This window comes from Xenorhabdus hominickii, from assembly GCF_002632725.1.
Classification (GTDB): domain Bacteria; phylum Pseudomonadota; class Gammaproteobacteria; order Enterobacterales; family Enterobacteriaceae; genus Xenorhabdus; species Xenorhabdus hominickii.
This window is the reverse complement of record NZ_NJAI01000001.1, coordinates 1,442,470-1,465,256: the sequence shown is the minus strand read 5'-3', so window position 1 is coordinate 1,465,256 and position 22,787 is coordinate 1,442,470. Positions and strand designations below refer to the sequence as shown.

Below are 22,787 nucleotides of genomic sequence, written 5' to 3'. Positions count from 1 at the left end.
AATATCAATAAAAAAACTTGCAACGATTCAGTTCAAGCGTATAGTGAGCCCACATCGGACGCGGGGTGGAGCAGCTTGGTAGCTCGTCGGGCTCATAACCCGAAGGTCGTCGGTTCAAATCCGGCCCCCGCAACCAATTTTATACTGATATCATTAATGATATGATGCAGCATAAACACAATTTAGTAGTAAAGAATGTCATCATTCAGTATTTGCGTTCATTGTTGATGAACAATTACTTATAATCAACATTTGCAGATAGACGGACGCGGGGTGGAGCAGCTTGGTAGCTCGTCGGGCTCATAACCCGAAGGTCGTCGGTTCAAATCCGGCCCCCGCAACCAATTTTGTATGATGTCATTGCTCATTATTTGCATTATTTTTTGATAATAGATAGTTTATTATCAAAGTTTGTAAATAGACGGACGCGGGGTGGAGCAGCCTGGTAGCTCGTCGGGCTCATAACCCGAAGGTCGTCGGTTCAAATCCGGCCCCCGCAACCAACTTCTAGTTATTATCTAACTAATTTTCTTCTGTCTGAACCCAACTTTTCAATTTTCAGCTTATCTCTTATTCCCTATCTTCGCTTTATTTTCAAATTCATTTTCAAATTTCATTACGTCCCTGTTTAAGCATCTATCCCTGTGTACGTTTCTAAAACTATTGGCTACTTCTAAACCCATTACCGCCGCGCTAGTTCAGCACCATTTTTGAAATAAGCCTTAATGCCAGCAAAAATAGACTCCGCTACTTGTTGCTGGAACTTCGCTGTTTTCAATTTGCGTTCTTCTTCCAAATTACTGATAAATGCAGTTTCAACCAAAATAGAAGGAATATCTGGCGCTTTCAATACAGCAAAACCCGCCTGATCAACGCTATTTTTATGCAATTTATTGACCTTGCCTATCCGCTTGAGCACTTCATCACCAAATTTCAAGCTATCATTGATAGTCGCGGTCTGAATCAAATCCAGCATAGTATGATCCAAATATTTATCACCGCTTTTACTGACTCCCCCGATCATATCAGCCTCGTTCTGAGTCTGAGCCAGAAAACGGGCAGTATTGCTGGTCGCGCCCTTAGTTGACAGCGCAAATACAGATGAACCGTGTGCAGCCCGATTGGTAAAAGCATCCGCGTGAATAGAAACAAACAAATCCGCCTGCATCTTACGAGCTTTCGCCACCCTGACTTTCAAAGGGATGAACACATCTTCATTACGAGTCATGTAAACTTTCATGCCAGGCTCACGTCTAATAAGCGCCTGTAAACGACGGGCAATTTGCAACACGATATCTTTTTCACGAGTTTTATATTTCCCAATAGCTCCCGAATCCTCGCCACCATGACCGGGATCAAGCATAATGACAATCGGCCTGTTTTGCCCTGCTTTTCCGGGTTTACGTGCTTCAGTCGGCAAATTTTGTTCCAAGCTCCCGCTGTTGTACTCTTCAAGCAGAGCCGTTAAAGGGTCATCATCTACATTCGCCGAGTGATTTGGATAAAGATCTAACACCAAACGATGTCTGAATTTTGCTATCGGTGGCAAAATAAAAATATGCGGAGAGACGGGCTGTTTGACTTCAAATACCAGACGTACCGTTTTCGGATTAAATTGCCCGGCTCGCACCAATTTCAGGTAAGGATCACGTTTCTGAATCTGTGTTCCCATACTGCTCAAGACACTATTAAGTTGGATACCCTGCAAATCAATCACAATCCGATTGGGATTGGAAAGTGAAAATTGGCGGTACTTAAGCGGAATATTAGACTCCAGCGTCACTCTGGTGTAACTTGATGCAGGCCAAATACGCACAGCGATAACTTTTGAATTTGCTGCATAACCTATTGGGCTAATACTTAGCAACCATACAGCGGCTGCGCCTTTCAACAAACGGCGACGTGAAGAATTATGGTCTGAATGACTCATCGTTTATTCCATTTAAAAACAACCAAACTCAGTAATCTTTGCCAAAAATAATCATTAAGCAGGAAACTCTAATTAATTAGCTGATGGCTGTCATCAAAAAAAGCATTTTATGCCTCTCCCAGTTTGTTTATACCAATATAAATAATAACATTATTTTTATCCATATTTCCTCTTGCCATTTTCAATCAAAAAGAATAAAAATACACAAAATTAGAATAAGTATTCAGTCAGAGAGGGTTTCATGAAAGAACGCAATACCGAATTGGTTGAAGTCTTCCGGCACTCGGTTCCGTATGTCAATGCGCATCGGGGTAAAACTTTTGTCATTATGCTAGGGGGTGAAGCTATCGCCCATGAAAATTTTCCAAATATTATTAACGACATTGGTTTACTGCATAACCTGGGAATTCGCTTAATCGTCGTGTATGGTGCTCGCCCACAAATTGAACAAAATATTGCTGCACACAATTGCCAACCTATTTATCACAAACATACCCGAGTTACAGATGCCAAGACACTGGATCTAGTTAAACAATCAGCAGGTCTGTTGCAACTGGATATTACGGCCCGTCTTTCCATGAGCCTGAGCAATACACCATTACAGGGTGCCCATATTAATGTTGTCAGCGGTAACTTTATTATCGCCCAACCCTTGGGAGTCGATGATGGCGTCGATTATTACCATAGTGGCAGGATCCGTCGCATTGATGAAGACGCAATCAGCCAGCAATTAGACAATAACGCCATCGTGTTGATTGGGCCGGTTGCCGTTTCCGTCACAGGGGAAAGTTTTAATCTAACCTCTGAAGAAATTGCGACAAAGTTGGCGATTAAATTAAAAGCGGAAAAGTTGATCGGATTTTGCTCATCACAGGGCGTACTTGATACTGAGGGTAATACTCTATCAGAACTGTTCCCTGATGAAGGCGTAATGCGCCTACATGAACTGGAAAATGCGGGTGAACACTATTCAGAATCCAGCCGTTTTTTAAGAGGAGCGATCAAAGCCTGCCGCCGTGGAGTTCGCCGCAGTCATTTAATCAGCTATCAGGAGAATGGTTCTCTGATTCAGGAACTATTCTCGCGCGAAGGTATCGGCACCCAAATTGTAATGGAACGCTCCGAACAGATCCGCCGTGCCAACATCAATGATATCGGTGGCATTCTTGAGCTTATTCGCCCATTGGAACAAGAAGGTATTTTAGTTCGGCGTTCACGGGAACAATTAGAAATGGAAATTGATAAGTTTACCCTGATAGAACACGACAACCTCACCATTGCCTGTGCCGCGCTGTATTCTTATCCTGATGAAAAAATCGGGGAAATGGCCTGTGTTGCTGTACATCCAGATTATCGTTGCTCCTCCCGAGGTGAAACTTTGCTGAATTCAATTGCCAATCAAGCCAAACAGATCGGGTTAGAGAAACTTTTCGTGCTTACAACCCGCAGTATTCACTGGTTTCAGGAGAAGGGTTTTAAACCCGCAGAGATCGACACATTGCCAGTGGAAAAACAAGCGCTGTATAACTATCAGCGCCGTTCCAAAATTTTGATGATGAATTTACAGAATCATTAATCACATGTTTTTTTACTAAGCATATAGTTTTTTATTGAACACAGCGCTTTTTCACTGCGGGTTGAACCATTCAGCCAACCCGCTTCGCCTCTGTGTTGCTGTAGCTACGGCCTTGTCCAAAACAGGCTTGTGGGCATAAAGAGTCAATTTCTCCTTGGCCCGAGTCAGTGCCGTATATACCAGCTCCCGGCTGACGATTGGCGAAAATTGGGTCGGTAATACCAATACGGTATGTTCAAACTCTGAACCTTGAGATTTATGCACCGTCATCACGTAAGCCGTTTCATGCAGAGGCAATCGATTTGGCTGAAACCCTTTAATCTGCCCATCAGATAACTGAAAATAGGCTTTCAATTCATTATCCTGATTTCTGAGCATAATTCCGATATCTCCGTTGAACAGCCCAAGGGTGCTGTCATTACGTAATATCATGATCGGACGGCCAGCATAGCTTCGGCTCTCCACATTTCTGGGCAGGGTAATGATCCCTTTCCTGTACAACAATTGTTCCACTCGTTGATTCAGGCCAGTGACACCAAACGGCCCTTCCCTTAACGCACATAACAATCGAAAACGGTTAAATTCCGCCAAAATCGCTTCTTCTGGTGCCTGATCATTCACCATTGCCAAATATTGATAGTAACCCGAGGCCGTTTCAACCAATAATCGCTGGTAATCTTCATCAGTTGAAAGTGGATTGAAGTCAACATCTGGAAAAGACTGGCTCAGCACCGAAGATACCGCCGCACGATCTCCCTGATTAACCGCTGATGCTAATTGCCCGATACCTGAAGATGAATTGAAACGATAACTTTTACGCAGCAAGCACAGACTATCTCGAACTGCCGAAATATTTTCTCCAGGATTTTGCATGGCATTAAATATTAACTGACATCCAGTCAATCTCTTCAATTGTTCAGCACGTTTGGCGCTATACCCCTGTTCAGCGAACAGACAAATATCCCCCAACACCGCTCCGGCTTCAACCGAAGCCAGTTGGTCTTTATCCCCTAAAAAAATCACTTTCGCCTGCGACGGCAAAGCTGCAATCAAGTGTGCCATCATCGGCAAATCCACCATTGATGCTTCATCAATGATCAAAATATCCAGTGAGAGAGGATTATCGCGGCTGTAGCGCAGTTTCTGGCTATCTGGCTGTGCTCCCAATAAACGGTGAATAGTTTTAGCTTGTTCCGGAATGCTCTTCCACTGTTCTTGCGTCAAAGCGAGTTTATTGACTGCTTCTCGGAGCGATTCCGTCAATCTCGCTGCTGCTTTGCCTGTTGGTGCAGCCAGTTGAATACTTAAACGCTGACCTTCATGCAATTTAATTAGAGCGACCAACAGCTTGGCGACCGTCGTTGTTTTCCCAGTTCCCGGCCCACCAGAGATAACAGAAATACGGCTCGTCACAGCGACCGCCGCCGCCACTTTTTGCCAATCTATTTCCTCTTCGGCTGTGACACCAAAAAGCTCATCCAAAATGTGGCGTAGATGTGTTTCATCAAGTTCAGCCTGCTCATGATCGTCAGTCAATTCCACTGTGGCAAAAAAATCCGCCACGCGCCGTTCACTTTGCCACATTCGTTGTAGATACAAACGGTAACCAGAAGCACTCCGATGAGAAAGGATTATCGGGGTGGGTAACTCCCCCATACTGACTGCCGGACATGACTGCAAGGCAGTAATAATTTGCGATTGTTTCGGTTCACCGGCCAAAGACCAAAGTGAAGCGGCTAACTCAGGCTGCCGGCCTTCAAATAAATATTTTGGCGATATCCGTTCCAGTGGTAAGCAGACATGTCCTGCACCAGATTCAGCACTCAATAAGGCTGCAATCAGCAATAACAAGGGATTTTCATCTTCAATCATCGCATAAGCGAACTGCATATCGAGTGGACGCAATAACTTTTGACTCACCGCTTGTTGTAATAATGACATCATGGAATTCATGCACTTTACTCCTCACCAACAGCGCTGAAAAGCGTATCCAGTTCGTCAATAAACTCAAAGGGCGGCAAATAATGATAAAGACCATGCCCGGGATTATCTTTATCAATGCCCCGTAGAAACAAGTAGAGCACTCCACCAAAATGGTGCCGATAATCATAGTCGGCTAACCGATGACGCAAATAACGATGCAGAGCTAAGGTATAGAGTTGATACTGTAAATCATAACGATGCTCTATCATGGCTTTCGCCATCACCTCCTGCGTATATGACTGACTACTTTCACCCAACCAGTTTGATTTGTAATCCACCAAGTAATACTTACCCTGCCAGCAAAAAACCAAATCGATAAACCCTTTTAACATTCCCTTGACTTGATGAAAGCCCAACAGAGCACATTGCGCAGACAGTGGATCATAACGACGGGTCAACTCATCCAGTACCTTTGAATGCAATAAGTTATCCACCGGCAGATAAAACTGCATTTCACTTTGCTGGAGATGACGGGGAATATCGGCTAACTTCATTCCTTGCCCGTTCAGATCTGCGTTCACAATATCAGCCATCCACTGTTCCAATACGGGAGCCCAACTTTCATCAAATCCTGATGCTGTCAGTTTCTCCACCAGCCACGCCTGTTCCGGGAGATTATCAAAATCCAGTTCCTCCAAAATGCCGTGCAAGAACGTACCCGCTGATGCCCCACGTGGAAAAGAATGAGGAGACATCTGTAACGACATTTTTCCCTGCTTTTCACCGCGGGCATCAACATCTAGCTTCGGTGAGATGGATTGAACAATGACATCCACTGACTCTCCCAATGCACTGGCAAAGCTGAATGAAATGGCGCGCGAAGCAGAATGTTGCAAACCTGAATAGCTCGTCACTCGCCAGTCATCACGAATGGAGCGTTGAAACCTTTTCGCCTCCAACAGTAAGGGGTTTTCACGTGGCAAATACCATTGTGAATCGACGGCGTCTTTCACCGATTTGATCTCTATGCTGTTATCACAAGGTTCATGTAAACCGCTTAGCTCATATAAACTACTTGCCAGCAGTTCAGCGTCACCTTTCTGCCCCTTTTGCAGCAGATACCCGATGGCAGACAAGTGTAAATCAGTATCCCCCTCTTTACTTCTGTTCCCTTTGATAAGGGGCGCAACCCCAACACTGCAGTGATAAATTGAACGTGTTAATGCAACATAGAGCAAACGTAAATCTTCCGCTAGGCGTTCTTCATCAGCCAATTCCAGCGCTTCTTTCAGCTTTTCATCGTCATGAGAAAGATTAAGGTGAGTCTCAAAATTATGGCGATCATGATAAACCGCCCGCTTCTGCTTCCTGTAACCACAAATGAAAGGCAAATAAACCAATGGATATTCCAGCCCTTTTGATTTATGGATGGTACAAATCTGTACCAAATGTCGATCACTCTCCAGTCGCATCTGCTGAGTTTCAGATTGTGGATTAGGGTTGGAAATTTGTTGGGCCAACCAGCGAGCAACGGCATGTTCACTATCCAATTGCAGCGATGCCTCCTGCAACAACTCCCCAATGTGCATAACATCAGTCAGCCGGCGTTCTCCGTCATCCCCTGCCAGTAGATTTTCTGCTATCTGATATTTCGACATCACCGCCCGTAACATCGGTAGAACACCACGGGAGCGCCATAGCCGGGCATAACCATCAAACTCATCAACCAGACGATCCCACGCCGCTTCATCGTTATTCAATTGATCGATTTGCTGCGCATTCATGCCAAATAAACAACTGGCTAACGCACTCCTTAGCTCTCGCGCCTTTTCCGGCGCTAAAACTGCCTGTAACAACCAAAGCAAATCTTTAGCTTCTGGTGTATCAAACACGCTTTCACGATTGGAAAGAAATACCGATGGTATTTTGAATGCATTTAATTCATGGCGAATTAATGTGGCTTCTCGATGATCACGAACCAGCACCGTAATATCTGCTGCTATAACTGAACGACTTTTTTCTGCCTGATACAGAAGTGCCTGCCCCTCTTGCCCTGCTTTCAGCCAGTCACGAATTTGGGCAGCACACAAACGTGCCATGTTCTGTTCATACTCTCGTTGAGAGCAACCCTGACCAGATTGTACCCAAAACCGCAAAGCAGACTGCTCCTCATTATACAAAGAGAATTTCAGCCCATGATTTTTCTCTGCTGCATTCACATTAGTGAAGGGGATCTGTTTAAACATGAATGGGTTTTCTGTACGGGAAAACAGTTTATTAACCGCCTGCACCATTGGAGGAGAAGAACGCCAATTAGTCTCTAACGTATAGTGAGCATTCACGTGAGAACGCGCACGAATATAGGTGAAGATATCCGCACCACGAAAAGCATAAATCGCTTGCTTAGGGTCACCAATGAACAACAACCCATTATCTGACCTTTCGTTTTCAGACGGAGCATTTTCTGCCTGATGGCGATATATGGCTTGAAAAATACGATATTGTTGAGGGTCAGTATCCTGAAATTCATCAATCATAGCGACGGGATAACGCTGCCGAATTGCCTCCGCAAGCAACTCTCCCCCTACATGTTGCAAAGCACTGTCCAGACGGGTCAGCAAATCATCAAACGCCATATGACCACGCATTAGCTTTTCTTGATTAACAGACTGGCGAACTTCAATAATCGCCTTAGCTATGATGATATCTTTTAATGTCAGCGGTTGCTGATATAACTCTTCGATAACCTCAAACAGCGGATGTTTAGGAGCTTCTCCTTTTTTAGTCTTCTCCACTAAATGTGACTGGCAAAATCTCTCCAATTCTTTGGGAAGCAGGTAGTCTTGGGTTGGTAATTTCGCCCATTCAGATACTTTACTCAGCCAATTGGGAAGATGTTTTTTAGAGTAACTGCGCTTATCAACATCGGAATTCGCGATAAGATCGTGTAAATCGGCTGCCGTTTCATTCCACTGATGTTTTGCCGAATCAATCAGTTCAATAATTTTTTGATGGCGGCTAAACAGCGTTTCATCGCTATCAGGTGCATTGACGATATACGGTATATCCCCTTGCAAATAGCCTGAAATATCGTTCAGCAATGCTTCCGGCCCTTTCCATGTCCGGCTAATTTCCATTGCGATAGACAATGGCAAAGGATAGCAATGGCGCCGCCAAAAATCGGCACACCCTTGTTTGCGTAGCTGGCTCTCATCCTGAATCATCGTTTGGTCAAACAACACACCCGACTCAAACGCATTGTTTATCAGCATTCGCTGGCAAAAACCGTGGATGGTATAGATTGCCGCTTCATCCATTTGGCGTTCAGCAGCCAATAACCAATTAGCCGCACTCTCCTTATCAGGAATTTCATCCAGTAGTTTTTGATAGATGGGATCAACCACGTTTGTGCCTTGCCGAATACACGCCAAGCGAAGTTGATGGATATTCTCACGGATACGTCCACGTAATTCAGCCGTAGCCGCTTTCGTGAAAGTAACCACCAGGATCTCTTCAACATTCAGTGGCCGGGAAAAGGCGGCAAAGCCGCCTAATCCCAGTAACAGACGAAGGTAAAGCAAACCTATTGTGTAGGTTTTCCCCGTGCCTGCTGAGGCTTCAATCAACCGCTGACCATACAGCGGCAGTGTTAACGGGTTAAGCTTATTCGATTGTATCTGATGGCCAATTACTTTATGGCTCAGTATTTCTTTGCTCACTGAGCATTCACCTTAACCGGTAATTGTTTCTGGAAATCAGACAAGTGAGAGTAAGTTTTCCAGCCTTTCAGCTCTGCATATTGATGAGCCATACCTTTTTTCCCTGTAATTTGGGAAATCAGTGCCAATCCCTGACGTTTGATAACTGCTTTTTCATAAAACTCAATCAATTGTGCTTTGGTCACTTTCTCCATTGCCGCAATCACTTTCTCCCGTGAATCAAATTTGAAATTATTGCGTGCAAAGTCCAAATCATAGCGAGACGCTTCTGAATAGAAAGTCTGAGGCGGCAGTTGCATCTCCGTCAGCAGTGCTTTTTTATACTGTTCAAATTCAGCCTCAGGCATCGCTTTCAATTTTTTCTCAGCCTGTTGATAGAAGTTTTGGTAACGTTGATGCAGGTAATCAGGTTGTTTACTGTTGCTCTGTAATAGAAAACCTAGTCCCCACTGCTGCCCCACACCTTGATTAAAAGTAAAAACGGCATAACCCAGTTGTTCCACAGTCCTCAATTGATCATAGAACCACTGTGACAAAATGCTATCCAGCACACTGGAATTAACATAACCATTAATACGATCATACCCTGTTGGAATATAGATCTCCGCCAATGCATTATCAGTACTGTTGGCAGTACCTTTAAAATCAACCGCATAATTATGGTCGACTACAATACGAGTACCAGTCCACCACACGTTACCCTGATTGGCGAGCTGCTTCTGAGCGGATTGAACAATATCGATACTTTGCTGCTTAGTTAAATTACCGAAGATAAACGCCTGTAAAGCTGAGTATTGGATCATCTTTTGGCGATATTTCACGATATCGTCAATGGTGATGATATCCAGCGTCTTCAATTTTTCGGTCTGTTCGAAGTAAGGCACACTAGAAAGGCGCGAAACCGGCTGTATGGCCATTTGGAAAGCTTTACCATTGTTGGCAACTTCAAGTTGTTCCCGATACCATGATTTCGCCTGTTCCAGCTCCGCCTGAGTCGGTGTAAACGAGATATATTGATTAATAACTGAAGTCAGTAACTCCGGTAAATGTTGCGTATAACCCCTAACGTCAATTTTCAAACCATCAGCATAACCTGTGGAGATGCCCATTCCTCCGACTGAAGCCTGATAACCCAGTTGATCAAGTTTAAGTTCAGACAAATAAGCTAACAATGTGTCCGCAAGCTGATCTTTAATATCCGTCAATCTGTTAGGATTGCGCATCTCCAATGTAATACTGCCTTTAGGTTCATCCGCAAAATATTGACTTGGCATATAAAGCAAACGAACATTAGGTTTTTCCAAAATCATTTCAGGATGTTTCTGGCTACCCGATGTTTTAATCAGAGATAAATCATCAGGAATATACGGGTTCAATTCTGGTAAGGAGAACGAAACGCCTTGTTCGAGGTTTTTCCATTCAGTGAGCTGTTTCTGGGTAATTTTATTGACCTGATAGGGTGCCTGAACAAAGTAAGCTTCTTTGTTATGTGGCTCTGTTGGACTGATAAACCAAATGCGTGCATTGTCAGGCGTTAACTCCTTCAAGCGGCTGGCTATCGCTTTCGGATTAAAGTCATCTGCAATATAACCAGCATCCAACACATGGGAAATAGGTAATTCCAGCATAGCGTCGGATAGCCCCTCAATGTAGTTCATATTTCGTACGATTGATGCGTATTGGAATGACAGATTGAGCACTTTGGTCATTTCATCAAAATAACTCTTTTGAATACCCTTTTGCTTTAACAGATTGATGTAAGAAAAAATAGCCGCAATAACTTGATCCCGCTGTTCAAGCCCTTTATCCGTTAAAGAAACATAAATACCAAAAGTTCCCGAGTTACCATCAATTTTAGGACTAGCAGATGCACTGATCCCTTCTATTAGCCCCTGTTTCTGCAACCAATCAGACAACGTATTTTGGCTACGATTACCAAGCAAATACCCGATATATTCATCTGTTTTGCTGCGAAATTCTGCACTGTTATCCAAGATACTGAATTCCAGACGCAATGCCTTATGTGGCTGTGCAGGAATATAATGAATGATGATCCCTTTTTCTTTCTCCGTCACTGCCGGCACTATAATGGATGACACTGAAGCATGTCGGTTTGGAATTCGGCCAAAGGTTTCTGCCGCAAGCTGTGCCAGTTTGTCTATTGATTTATTACTGTACACTACGCCTTTCATCAAGTTAGCGGAGTAATAGCGCTGATAAAAATCAACCAGTGCCGTCTGTAATTTACTGTCGGGCTTATCTTTTAATGTTTCCAGATTTCCACCAGTAAAACGAGCATTAGGATGGGCTGGGTTGATAGTCTCAGCACGGATTTGCCATATACGATGCCCTTCACCCGCGCGGGCAATGGTCATTTCGTTATCGACAGCATTACGTTCACGATCGGCATTAAGTGGATCAAACAACGGCTCAGTAAGCGCATCAGCAAGACGATCTACCGCTCCGGTCAACGAATCATTTTCAACTTCCAGGTAGAATGATGTGCGATCGGCCGTCGTACTGGCGTTACGGCTGCCTCCATGTTTTTGCAAAAATTCAGCAAATCCCCCCGGCTGAGGGTAGCGTTTGGACCCCATTAATACCATGTGTTCCAGATAATGAGCCAAACCAAGCTGGTTATCTGGATTTTCCATATGGCCAACAGGAATCGAAACAGCAGCCAAGGATTTAATCGCTTTCTCATCAGACACCAGCAGAACTGTCATGCCATTTTGCAACTGGATGGCTTTATATTGACGAGGATCCCGATCACTTTTATGAATCGTATCCGGTAACAGCTGCCACGGCGACTGCGCGTATGCTGTTACCCCACAAAGTAGCAGAAAGAGCATCGTTATGATGCGGATAATATATTTAGGCATAACCTAATATTCTCCCTATTTATTTGAATAACGAGCCATTTGAATAGCGAGCCATAGGCAACAAATAGCTCTGGACCTCGCGCTTCATACGCTCCAAAAGTGATTGATCAACTTGCCGGAAAGCTCGCTGTGCATAGTGATCGCTGCTTTCTCCTGTTCTGTCATGTACTCCTAGCCATTGCTCCATCAACTTGCTTTCAGCTTTGTGTTGAGCCTCCTCACTGAAATCAATTTCCTGACTTTCCTTGTCAAAGCATTCCACTAACCATGCCCAGCCACTTCGACAAAACAGGGGAAGAGGGACAGACATTCCTTGAAAATAGCCTTCTATCATCCGACTTAGGTATTTTTCCGCCTCATCCTGTTCCAGTGGCAAAAAACGACACTCTGTCAGCTTGTTACCCTCTTTTTTCCCCCCTTTTATCGTTCCATACATGCGGCTTTCACTCGTACCACCTGAAAAGCAATAGGCAAGATGTTCAATCCATAGTTGGATACCATCATTGGCCGTTAAGTTCGCTGGACGCCAACGTAAAATTCCATCGGGCTGAACCTGATTGATTTTGCTCGTCAATATCACATCGCCAATTTGCTCGTGTAAATCGATGGGATAGGAGTCAGTTCTTTCTTCACGCACTTTATTCGCCAATGGTTGTATGGATTCCAATTGATCCATCCAATACGCTTCACCAAACGCCCCATATGGCAACCCACCCGATGCCCGGAGGTGATGGAACAACGATTCAGGTGACCCCTCTTCTATTAAAATACTTAACAGAAGCTGGTTAAACTGATAGCGCTGCAAATTATCCAGTACAAAAGGTTCTTCTTCAGGCAGCTCCATCTCTTCAATAACAAAATGCACTTTTAGCCGTTGCTGGAAAAACGCCCGGACAGGATGGCGATAAAAACGGATCAATTCATCTAGTGCAATTTCTTTTATTTCACTACGGTCAAACGCAATCGGCTGGCAGAAATCCGTAACTGATATCCCTTGCTGCGTCGCCGCTGGCAACCATTCTGAGGCATAACTTTGTGGATAGTGATCAGGCAGGAAATTTTCCGCTGCAAAAGGAACACGCGTATGCTGTGAAATCAGGTGTTCTTTGACCCTCTTTGCGCTGTCATCAACATTCAACATTTCATCACCGGATTGGCAAAAACTTTGACAAACATAATCCAGTAACTCATTGACCAACACGGATGGGTTACACTCAGTATCATCTCGAATCGATTTACCGATATAACTGATATAAAGAGACTGCTCAGCCGATACCAATGCTTCTAAAAAAAGATAGCGATCATCATCGCGTCGTTTTCTATCCCCTCTCTGAGCTTTGTCTGTCATAAGATCAAACCCAAGCGGCGGTATTGTGCGCGGATAAACCCCGTCATTCATTCCCAACAAGCAAACGACCTTAAAAGGAATGGAACGCATTGGCATCAAGGTACAAAAATTAAGTGACCCCGCCAGAAAACGCTGGCTTATCTTTTCATCATCAAAACGCAATGCTAATTCATCACGCAGTAGCACTAAAGGAACACTTTCGTCATAATGAGCGTTAAGGCCATTATCAATGATTTTTTGCCATTGCTGAGTAATGAGTGCCAGCACCAATTCAATTTCATCATCCGATTCGAAAAAAGTTTCCAGCAATTGCGGGCACACTGCCATCCAATCAACCAACCGCTGCTCTTCACTTAAAACCTTACGCCAAAGGTTTAGTTCCATTAAAAATTCAGCCAGTTGACCCGCTAACTCGGCAGCAAGACCGCTGGATTCATCATATGGCAAAACACCATTCCACGGACCAGCGTGGCTGTCCATCGCATAACCCAATAACATTCGAGTCAAACCAAAACGCCAAGTATTTTGCCCAGTTGCAGGCAAAGATAATGCTTCAATATTGTCATCATCCAATCCCCAGCAAATCCCGGATTCTTTCACCCAACGCCGCAGCAAACGCAGCCCTTCTTCCTGAATAGCAAATTTATTGGCTAAAGCTGGTACTTCCAATAATGCCAGTACTTGCTCAGCGGTAAATCGACTCTGTGGTAAATCCAACAGGGTAATGAAAGCCTGTAAGACAGGATGAGCTTGACGAACTTTACGATCAGAAATAGCAAAAGGGATATAACGCTCATCCGGAGCGTTGCCAAAAACAGCCTGAATATAGGGTGCATAACTGTCTATATCAGCCATCATCACTATGATATCCCTCGGTTTCAGTGAGGGATCATCATCCAATAAATGAAGGATCTGATCCTGCAACACTTCCACCTCTCGCTGTGGACTATGACATGAATGAAAAGTCAATGAACGATCTGCATCATCAAATGGCCGCTTTTTCAGACTATTTTGAAAGGTGTTTTCCGTAGAGCCAATCTGGGCATAATCTTCAAGATTCAGGATATCTCGCTGGATTTGATGCAGGATACAATCGGGTTCCAATTCAACAAAAGCATGTACATCAGAATCTGGCTCCAACTGTGACAGCAGGTAAAGGTTATCTCTCCCCAATTTTCCCCAAGAGGCAAGTAGTGGGTTATTCAGGTTTTGCTCGCCCTCTTCATTAAAAAGTGACGTTGCATTTTCTGGCTCTTTAAATCTCTCCAGAAGCTGATTACTTTTATAATGTTTTGGTTTCCGGCTATTTAACTTGGAAAGAAACGCATAGCTTTGGATATCCCCCCAATAATATTGGCACGGGTTAGTAAACATCAGATGAATATCAATATGTTGCCCTAATGCTTTAAAAACCTGCAAATAAGCTGGCGGCAATGCTGATATTCCGCAGATAAAGATACGTGAAGGTAAACTTTCCAATCGAAAGCTGCCTTCTTCCAACGTTGAAACAAATCGACGGTATAAATTGGCTCGGTGCCACAAGGGTTGCTGTAACTCGCGGGTATATTCTGTCAGTTCAGACCATAATCTTTTTTGCCACAATTGATTGCTGTTCAACCCATCAACTAATTGACCGTTTTCCCAACTTTCCAGCCATTGCGGACGATAAACCAGATATTGGTCAAATAGATCGGCAATTCGGCCAGCAAGTTGATGGATCTTGCGTTTATCAATATCTTGGTCTAGATAATGGCTGAGCGCCGAAAATTCCGTTTCTGTTAACAGAGTCGGCAACAGCCTCATCAACTTCCATTTCATGGCATCTTTGCTGAAGGCTCCCTCTTTGGGAACATCAGCCAATATTTGCGTAAACATTTGCCAGATAAAGGTCGCCGGTAGTGGAAATTCCATGTTGGCTGCAATGCCGAGTTTCTCTGCCAGTTGAATCTGCAACCACTGAGACATTCCAGGGCTTTGAACCAGAATAACGTCTTTGCCAAATGGGTCAGAAAGTGGGTTTTCCCCGATCAATATCGCCATCAACTCTTTGAGAATATCGAGTTGATTTGAATGATAAACTCTAAACATCACTGCCCCCACTTGCACAAATCCAGCGCTCTAATTTACTTGGTTTATTGTAATGTAATGTCAACTTAACCGTTAATTGATAGCATCCCGAAAAGTGAAACTCTCGCTGAAATTCAGCCTTCCATCCCAGCGGTGAGGCCATTTTCCCCGTTGCCTTTCCAAATTCTGGATGTCCGTCCAACTGCTCATATTGTTCCAATTGGTTATAGACATCTCTGACCACCTTAAGCTGTACCCAATATTGCTGAAAACTCGTTGACAATGCCTGATGGTAACGCATCAAACCCAATACAGAGATCGCGAATACGACAGATGCCACCATAACCTCCGGCAAGCTCATACCTTCTTGTCGCCCAACCTGATGGAATATTTTCATAAACAAAATTCGGCCTGAGGAACAGGGCAAAAATCCAACCAACCACTTGCAACGGGAATGAGTTTAATAGGAATAAGTGTATCTTGATTTGGGTATTTCATCTGTTCCATCCATTGATAAAGTTCAAGATTTTCCCCTGTTGTAAATTGAGCGACGCCTTTTAATAGAAAATGATTACCCGAATAGTGCTTAAGGCAGCTTTTTAAATGAAATTCAGTTTGCTGCAAACAAAGCCAGCCTTCCATCTCTTGCTGATTAACCTGCCATGCTTGCACTTTTCCCCATGTCAGTGACGACGACTCAGCCCGTAGAAAAGCATGCATATAATTTTGTTCATCCATCATCATGAGCATCGCATTTTCCCGCTGATAATGAAGTGCTTTCAACATCATTAAGCTCAATGCCAATAACATCAGTATTGATATCAATAGAATATTTCCCTGTTGCTTATTTTCCTTCTGTCTTTCCATCCTTATTCCCTGATATTACGCAACCGAATTGTCGTTTGATAACGATGTACAATAGATGGAGATTTCAGCCAATGAGCCTTAATGGATAAAGTGATAAAAATTATCCCTCCCTTTACCCGTGATTTTTCAAGATGAAAGGTATCAATCACGATTTCTTTTGGATCAAATAACCTTTCCCAACCATTTTCCTGACAATTATTTACTCCTCTTTTCCATTCAAGCGATCGGTTATTTAAACGATAACCAAAAAATTCGGAATCAATATGTTCGGGTTTTTCCCACCTATTATTTAAATTGAGATCAAAAGCGACAATAAAACAAGAATTAACTGATTCTGCATTCTTATTTTTAATGACTAATGACTCCCCCTTACACTGTTTTCTATCCTGACAATAACCAGCTCGCCGAATATCTTTCTCCATCAAATAAACCGTTCTGCTCACCAAATAATGAAGCCGATATTTCCGGTAAAGATCGAGAATCTGGCCTGATAAAACCGGATAGGTTTTCGTCATAGCAACAAAAATCACACTGCTGATCAGCATAGCCACCACAACTTCCAGCAAAGAAAACCCGGCCTGTTTTTGTTTAAAACAGAAAATAGTCGACATCATGGATTTTTTATTCCCTCACAATTAGGAAGCTGCTTAATAGTATTACTGCAAGTTCTGATCCGCCCACGTCCAGAAATCACTACGCTAATTTCACCAGCAGAATTTGACAGCATAAAACTGTTGGGCATAGCCGTATTTCTGATACCATAAAAATCAATGCGTTCAGTCGTAGATGATATCAAACGAACATCATCATGCGGAGATTTGACCCTCTCTTCATCACCTTGATTGCAATCCGATATCTTGGTCATAGAAGACACCAAACACCATGACTGCCCCATGACTAACCATAATGTACGATCCTGATTGAGATAACTTGCCAGAGCTTGCTGCCTTTCCATAAAAGACAACACATTTTGCATTGCCGATTGTAAACGCAGATGATTTTGATATTGCCCCCAATGATACATCCCCCAAAAAAGAGTGATAGAAATGATAAACATCGCTATCAGTAACTCCACTAACGTAAATCCTGATTGCTCATTACTATTTTCTTCTTTGCTACTCTCTTCTTTATTTTCATAAAACATCATTGTCATACCAATCCGCCTTTCTTCTATTTCAGGCGTATTTTTTCTTGTGGGGAATATCTTTTATTTATTGAAATACAGAAAGTTAATTTAAGGAGTTATGCGAAGAGCTTTCAGAGAAAAATAATGACAAAATGACTTTTTCATTTTATTTGCGAAACGACACGCAAAATTAATTGATGGCTAATTTTTCGTATTGAGAAGTGCTAACGATAAAGGTAAAAAGAGCAGGCAAAACCCGCTCTTTAACAATTTGGCATACCCTATGGATTTCGAGTTGCAGCCAACAAAGCTGCAACTTGTATGATGAAAGGTATAAGTTCTTAAATCGCGACTGGCGCTTTGATACCAGGATGTGGATCATAATCCACGACTTCAAAGTCTTCGAATTGATAATCGAACAGTGAAGCAGGCTTACGCTTAATCACCAATTTAGGCAACGCACGTGGTTCACGACTCAACTGAAGTTTGGTTTGCTCCAAGTGGTTGCTATAAAGATGGGTATCTCCACCTGTCCAAACAAAATCACCTACTTCCAGATTGCACTGCTGCGCCATCATGTATACCAACAGGGCGTAGCTTGCAATATTGAATGGCAATCCTAAAAACACATCACAGGAGCGCTGGTAAAGTTGGCAGGAAAGTTTGCCATCTGCCACATAGAACTGGAAGAAAGCATGGCATGGCGCTAATGCCATTTTATCCAGCTCTCCAACGTTCCATGCGGAAACAATAATTCGGCGTGAATCCGGGTCGCTCTTCAATTGTTCAATAACTTGCGTTAATTGATCGATTTGACGACCATCAGGTGAGCCCCAAGCGCGCCATTGTTTACCATAAACAGGCCCCAAATCTCCGTTTTCGTCAGCCCATTCATCCCAGATGCTCACGCCATTATCATGCAAATATTTGATATTGGTATCGCCATTTAAGAACCAGAGCAGTTCGTGAATGATCGAGCGGAGATGACAACGCTTGGTGGTTACCAATGGAAAACCTTCTTGCAAATTGAAACGCATCTGATGACCAAAGATCGAGAGAGTTCCCGTCCCTGTACGGTCATCTTTTGCTGTGCCTTCTTCCAGCACTTTTTTCATTAAATCCAGATACTGTTTCATTTTGCCTCTTGTACCTTGTTGTTTCGAGTCTTGTTGCGCGGGCATTTATATGCCCAGATCATCATAAAAATTCCCACTAAAATCATTGGAACTGAAAGGATTTGCCCCATACTGATCCCTTCAAACAATCCGAGCTGTGCATCAGGCTGGCGGAAAAATTCGACGATGATGCGGAATATACCGTAACCAATCAGGAATAACCCTGAAACGCTCCCCATCGGACGAGATTTGCGGATAAATAAATTGAGAATAATAAACAGGACAATACCTTCAAGTACCATCTCATAGAGCTGTGATGGATGGCGAGGCAAGACACCGTATTTTTCCAGAATCGGCCATAAAGAAGAATTGGCTGTGGCTAGTGCAATATCTTCGCTGCGGGAACCCGGGAACAACATCGCCCACGGTGTATCAAGCGTAACTCTCCCCCACAATTCACCATTGATAAAGTTACCGATACGTCCCATCCCCAAACCAAAGGGAACCAATGGAGCGATGAAATCAGCAACCTGCAAGAAGTGACGCTTAGTACGACGCGCAAACCACCACATAGCACAAATAACACCGATCAATCCACCGTGGAAGGACATACCGCCATCCCAAACCTTGAACAAATACAGCGGATTATCAAGAAACATTGGAAGGTTATAGAACAGGATATAACCCAGACGTCCACCGACGAAGACTCCGACAAATCCTGCATATAGCAGGTTCTCTACTTCATTTTTATTCCAGCCACTGTTTGGTTTTGCTGCACGGCGATTTGCCAACCACATAGCAAAAACAAAGCCAACCAGATACATAAAACCGTACCAATGGAGAGATACGGGTCCGATAGAAAATATGACAGGGTCAATATTAGGAAATGCCAGATAGCTAGTGCTCATCGTTCCCCACTAAAAAAATAATGTTGTGTGAATGAATGATATTTATTGTCTGAATATACCCTTCATCTTTCAAGCTGTCGTTTTGTTGGCTGCGCTATAACTTGAAATCTAATGGGCATAAATCTATTGAGTATAAGTTATCTTATGCGATTAAAATTATATTGCTTGAATAACTTAAAACAAATAATCGCGGATGATAGCACAGGCAACTAGATGGATTAAGCACCAACCGGATAAAGGGCCTTCTCAGCAGGGTATTCATCGGGTTAAGACTAAATACCTCCTCGAATCAAGCCCCCTAACCCATTGGTTTCCATAAATTCAGATGATAATATTTTTATCTGCTGGCTGGTTTCGGCTTGAAGCACCTCTTCGATAAGATAATCAAGATCATTAACATCTAAATTTCTCAGTAAGTATTTGATTCTAGGAACACTTCGGCCACTCATACTCAAATATCGGTAACCCAAACCCAACAATATTAATGCTCCCAGCGGTAAACCCGCCATTTCACCACATATGCTAATAGGCAGATCAAGACGTTGGCATTCATCAAAAATCAGTTTCAGGGCTCTAATTACCGCAGGGTGTAAATTATCATATAGCGAAGCTACATGTGTATTATTGCGATCCACCGCAAGCAAATACTGGGTTAGGTCATTGGTACCAATAGAGACAAAATCAACCCGTTTTTTTAACTGTGGCAGCAAAAAAATGGTAGACGGTACTTCAATCATAACGCCAATCTTAGGCATGATAACTGAACTGTCAATGGCTTGTTCAACCTCAGCTTTCGCCCTATCAATCAGTTTGAGAGCTTCATCAATTTCTTCAATACTCGTCACCATCGGTAAGAGTATTTTAAGGTTACCAGTGAGAGCATTGGCTTTTAGCATTGCCCGGAGCTGGATCAGAAATATTTCCGGTTGATCCAACGTGATACGAATCCCCCTCCAGCCAAGACAAGGATTGTCTTCACTTATGGGCATATAAGGCAGCTGTTTGTCAGCACCTATATCCAGTGTTCGCAGCACTACAGGCTTATCAGGAAAAAGGGACAATATTTCTTGATAACGGTTCTTTTGCTCATCTTCTGATGGGAAGCCGCTATGCAGCATAAAGGGAATCTCTGTGCGATAAAGCCCAACACCATCAATACTGTCCGCTATCTGCTGTTCATCTTTCAAGCTTAAGCCAGCGTTGAGTTGCACCCGCACCCGCTCCCCATTCTTAAGCTCTGCTTTCTGCTGTTGTTCGCATTCCGCCAACTTACTGAGAACTTGCTCTTCCTCAATAATTTGCTGATATTCCTTAACAATCAGTGGCTCTGGTTCAATAAAGATCTCACCGCGATAACCATCAAGGATTAATGTCCGGTTATGTAAAAGCTCCGGCTGGATGTCCGCTCCCATGATAGCGGGAATTCCCATTGCACGAACCAAGATTGCAGAATGGGAGTGAGTTGCACCATCCCGCACAATTACGCCAACCAGTTGTTCCTGAGGGATTTCGGCCAGCAAATTGGCACTAAGCTCATCGGAAACTAAAATAAAACGCTCCGGCCACTGAGCAGCATCCGTGAACGAATCACTCAGATGGAACAATACCCGCTGCCCAAGTGCTCTCAGGTCAGAAGCTCTCTCTCGCATATAAGGATCTTGCAAACTGGCAAACTGAGCTGCGTATTTTTCAATGACGGTTTTGATTGCCCATTCCGCCACAAAGCCATTATCGACGGAATAAAACAGATCCTGCTTAAGTTGTGGGTCATTTAATAAATGAGAATAGAGGTCAAAAATGGCAGCACTTTCTTTTTGTGAACTCGCCGTAAAACGCTTACTGATACGACGGCATTCCGCTGTTGCTTGTTCGAGAGCTTGAGTCAGCCTTGAGCGTTCAGCCTGATAATCCAAGGTTGATGCCTCAGACACCTGCTCCAGCAATGGTTGAGAACGGTCTTGCCATCCCTGCGCCATCACGATGCCATTCGAAATGGGGAGAGCCTTAATACGGGTCTGACGATATTGACCAAATATCCCTTTTGTTTGTGCCTGAGCAAGGATAACAGCAAGCTGCATCGCCAGTGTAACCATGAAAGATTCTTCACTTTCATTGAACAGCCGTCGTTCACGTTGTTGAACGATCAATATTCCCTGCAACTGGCGACGATAAACAATCGGTACTCCTAAAAAAGCCCGTAAGCTCTCTTCTTTCACTTGGGGAATATATTTAAAACTCGGATGGTCACGGACATCAGCTAAATTGATCAATTCAGATAAACGCCCGACTTCTCCTACAACGCCTTCATCAAAGGCCAAACTGATTGCTCGCCCTTTGGGTTTATTCAAACCTCTGGTCGCCATCAAGTAATAACACTGCCGCTGATGATCCGCCAAATAGATAGAGCAAACGTCTGTATCCATTGCCAGGCAAGTTTCATTGACCAAGAGTTCAAGCGCTTCAGATAAACTGGCTGCCATGGCAACCTTTTCGACAATTTCCCGTAAGCGCATGAGCATAACAAGTTACCTAGCTTCTTCTACGACGATGTAAATAAGGTGAGTGTAGCTGTGAAACGGACTCTTGTACTGGCATTACAATGGAAGAAAATTCTTTCATCACACGGCGATACACATCCCGTTTAAAAGAAACCACTTGCCGGACTGGATACCAATAACTGACCCAACGCCAACCATCAAATTCTGGCGTATTACTGCGCTGCACATTAATATCTGCTTCATTGCAAAGCAACTGCAATAAAAACCAACGTTGCTTTTGCCCAATACAAACGGGCTTTGTATCCCAACGCACCAAACGCTTGGGTAATTTGTAACGCAACCAATTACGGGTCGATGCGAGAACCCGTACATCTTTGCGATTTAAACCAACTTCTTCAAACAATTCGCGATACATCGCTTGTTCCGGTGATTCCCCTGGATTGATACCCCCTTGAGGAAACTGCCAGGAATGCTGACCATAACGACGGGCCCATAAAACCTGACCTTGGCGATTACAAATTACAATTCCTACATTCAGGCGGTAGCCATCATCATCGATCACCAGACTACCTCTCGATAAAACAAATTTGAAAAGATAGCTAATTGTTTCACACTCACCTCAAGCGGTAAACCTATATGATTGGACTTTGCAGACGTAACCGAAGTCTCTACAATACCGCCATCTCAACGGGGTGCTGATGTTGTGAAACAATGCTGCTGAGAACAAACCCGTCGAACCTGAACCGGTTAGTGCCGGCGTAGGGATTTGAGTCGCTACCAATTGATATAAATGAATAATTTTCATTTATCACCATCTCAGATCCTTTG

At 43.5% G+C, this 22,787-nt stretch carries 14 protein-coding genes, 3 tRNA genes and 1 riboswitch; of the genes, 4 read left to right on the top strand and 13 right to left on the bottom strand.

Annotation, left to right across the window (positions count from 1 at the left end; all coding sequences use genetic code 11):
- Positions 1 to 59 precede the first annotated feature (59 nt).
- From Xhom_RS06635 to Xhom_RS06625, 3 genes are all read left to right on the top strand, one after another.
- Positions 60 to 136 (top strand) — tRNA-Met (locus tag Xhom_RS06635).
- Positions 137 to 267: 131 nt separating this feature from the next.
- A tRNA-Met gene (locus Xhom_RS06630) sits at positions 268 to 344 on the top strand.
- An 82-nt stretch (positions 345 to 426) separates the two neighbouring features.
- Positions 427 to 503, top strand: a tRNA-Met gene (locus tag Xhom_RS06625).
- Between the two features lie 179 nt (positions 504 to 682).
- Here Xhom_RS06625 and amiC read toward each other — a convergent pair.
- Complete coding sequence (gene amiC / locus Xhom_RS06620) at positions 683 to 1,930, bottom strand: N-acetylmuramoyl-L-alanine amidase AmiC (RefSeq protein ID WP_069317939.1); 1,248 nt, start codon at positions 1,928 to 1,930, stop codon at positions 683 to 685.
- 241 nt (positions 1,931 to 2,171) lie between these two features.
- On the opposite strand from amiC, the gene argA reads away from it, so the two are divergent.
- A complete protein-coding gene (argA, locus tag Xhom_RS06615) occupies positions 2,172 to 3,506 on the top strand; it encodes an amino-acid N-acetyltransferase (RefSeq protein WP_069317938.1) in 1,335 nt (444 codons plus the stop codon).
- A gap of 51 nt (positions 3,507 to 3,557) precedes the next feature.
- Here argA and recD read toward each other — a convergent pair whose 3' ends face one another.
- From recD to rppH, 12 genes are all read right to left on the bottom strand, one after another.
- Positions 3,558 to 5,450: an exodeoxyribonuclease V subunit alpha gene (gene recD, locus Xhom_RS06610; protein ID WP_198148791.1), complete on the bottom strand. Its 1,893-nt coding sequence runs from the start codon at positions 5,448 to 5,450 to the stop codon at positions 3,558 to 3,560.
- A gap of 14 nt (positions 5,451 to 5,464) precedes the next feature.
- Positions 5,465 to 9,148, bottom strand: a complete 3,684-nt coding sequence (gene recB, locus Xhom_RS06605; RefSeq protein WP_069317936.1) for an exodeoxyribonuclease V subunit beta — start codon at positions 9,146 to 9,148, stop codon at positions 5,465 to 5,467.
- The gene (gene ptrA, locus Xhom_RS06600; RefSeq protein ID WP_069317935.1) at positions 9,145 to 12,030 is read right to left on the bottom strand and encodes a pitrilysin; all 2,886 of its coding nucleotides are present in this window, start codon (positions 12,028 to 12,030) and stop codon (positions 9,145 to 9,147) included. The genes recB and ptrA overlap by 4 nt, the downstream gene beginning before the upstream one ends.
- 19 nt (positions 12,031 to 12,049) lie before the next feature.
- Positions 12,050 to 15,466: an exodeoxyribonuclease V subunit gamma gene (gene recC, locus Xhom_RS06595; RefSeq protein WP_069317934.1), complete on the bottom strand. Its 3,417-nt coding sequence runs from the start codon at positions 15,464 to 15,466 to the stop codon at positions 12,050 to 12,052.
- Entirely contained in the window at positions 15,459 to 15,842 is a 384-nt protein-coding gene (locus Xhom_RS06590; RefSeq protein WP_069317933.1) for a prepilin-type N-terminal cleavage/methylation domain-containing protein, read from the bottom strand. The genes recC and Xhom_RS06590 overlap by 8 nt, the downstream gene beginning before the upstream one ends.
- Entirely contained in the window at positions 15,839 to 16,312 is a 474-nt protein-coding gene (locus tag Xhom_RS06585) for a YgdB family protein (protein WP_069317932.1), read from the bottom strand. The genes Xhom_RS06590 and Xhom_RS06585 overlap by 4 nt, the downstream gene beginning before the upstream one ends.
- 2 nt (positions 16,313 to 16,314) lie before the next feature.
- A complete protein-coding gene (locus Xhom_RS06580; protein ID WP_069317931.1) occupies positions 16,315 to 16,926 on the bottom strand; it encodes a prepilin peptidase-dependent protein in 612 nt (203 codons plus the stop codon).
- Positions 16,923 to 17,465, bottom strand: coding sequence for a prepilin peptidase-dependent protein (locus Xhom_RS06575; protein ID WP_232326174.1), 543 nt, complete (start codon positions 17,463 to 17,465; stop codon positions 16,923 to 16,925). Before Xhom_RS06575 ends, Xhom_RS06580 begins: the two co-directional genes overlap by 4 nt.
- A 314-nt stretch (positions 17,466 to 17,779) precedes the next feature.
- Positions 17,780 to 18,574, bottom strand: a complete 795-nt coding sequence (gene thyA, locus Xhom_RS06570) for a thymidylate synthase (protein ID WP_069317930.1) — start codon at positions 18,572 to 18,574, stop codon at positions 17,780 to 17,782.
- Complete coding sequence (lgt, locus tag Xhom_RS06565; protein ID WP_069317929.1) at positions 18,571 to 19,461, bottom strand: prolipoprotein diacylglyceryl transferase; 891 nt, start codon at positions 19,459 to 19,461, stop codon at positions 18,571 to 18,573. The genes thyA and lgt overlap by 4 nt, the downstream gene beginning before the upstream one ends.
- A 272-nt stretch (positions 19,462 to 19,733) precedes the next feature.
- A complete protein-coding gene (gene ptsP / locus Xhom_RS06560) occupies positions 19,734 to 21,980 on the bottom strand; it encodes a phosphoenolpyruvate--protein phosphotransferase (RefSeq protein WP_069317928.1) in 2,247 nt (748 codons plus the stop codon).
- Positions 21,981 to 21,990: 10 nt separating this feature from the next.
- Positions 21,991 to 22,521, bottom strand: a complete 531-nt coding sequence (gene rppH, locus Xhom_RS06555) for an RNA pyrophosphohydrolase (protein WP_069317927.1) — start codon at positions 22,519 to 22,521, stop codon at positions 21,991 to 21,993.
- A gap of 116 nt (positions 22,522 to 22,637) precedes the next feature.
- Positions 22,638 to 22,742: riboswitch (TPP riboswitch) on the top strand.
- Positions 22,743 to 22,787: the final 45 nt, after the last annotated feature.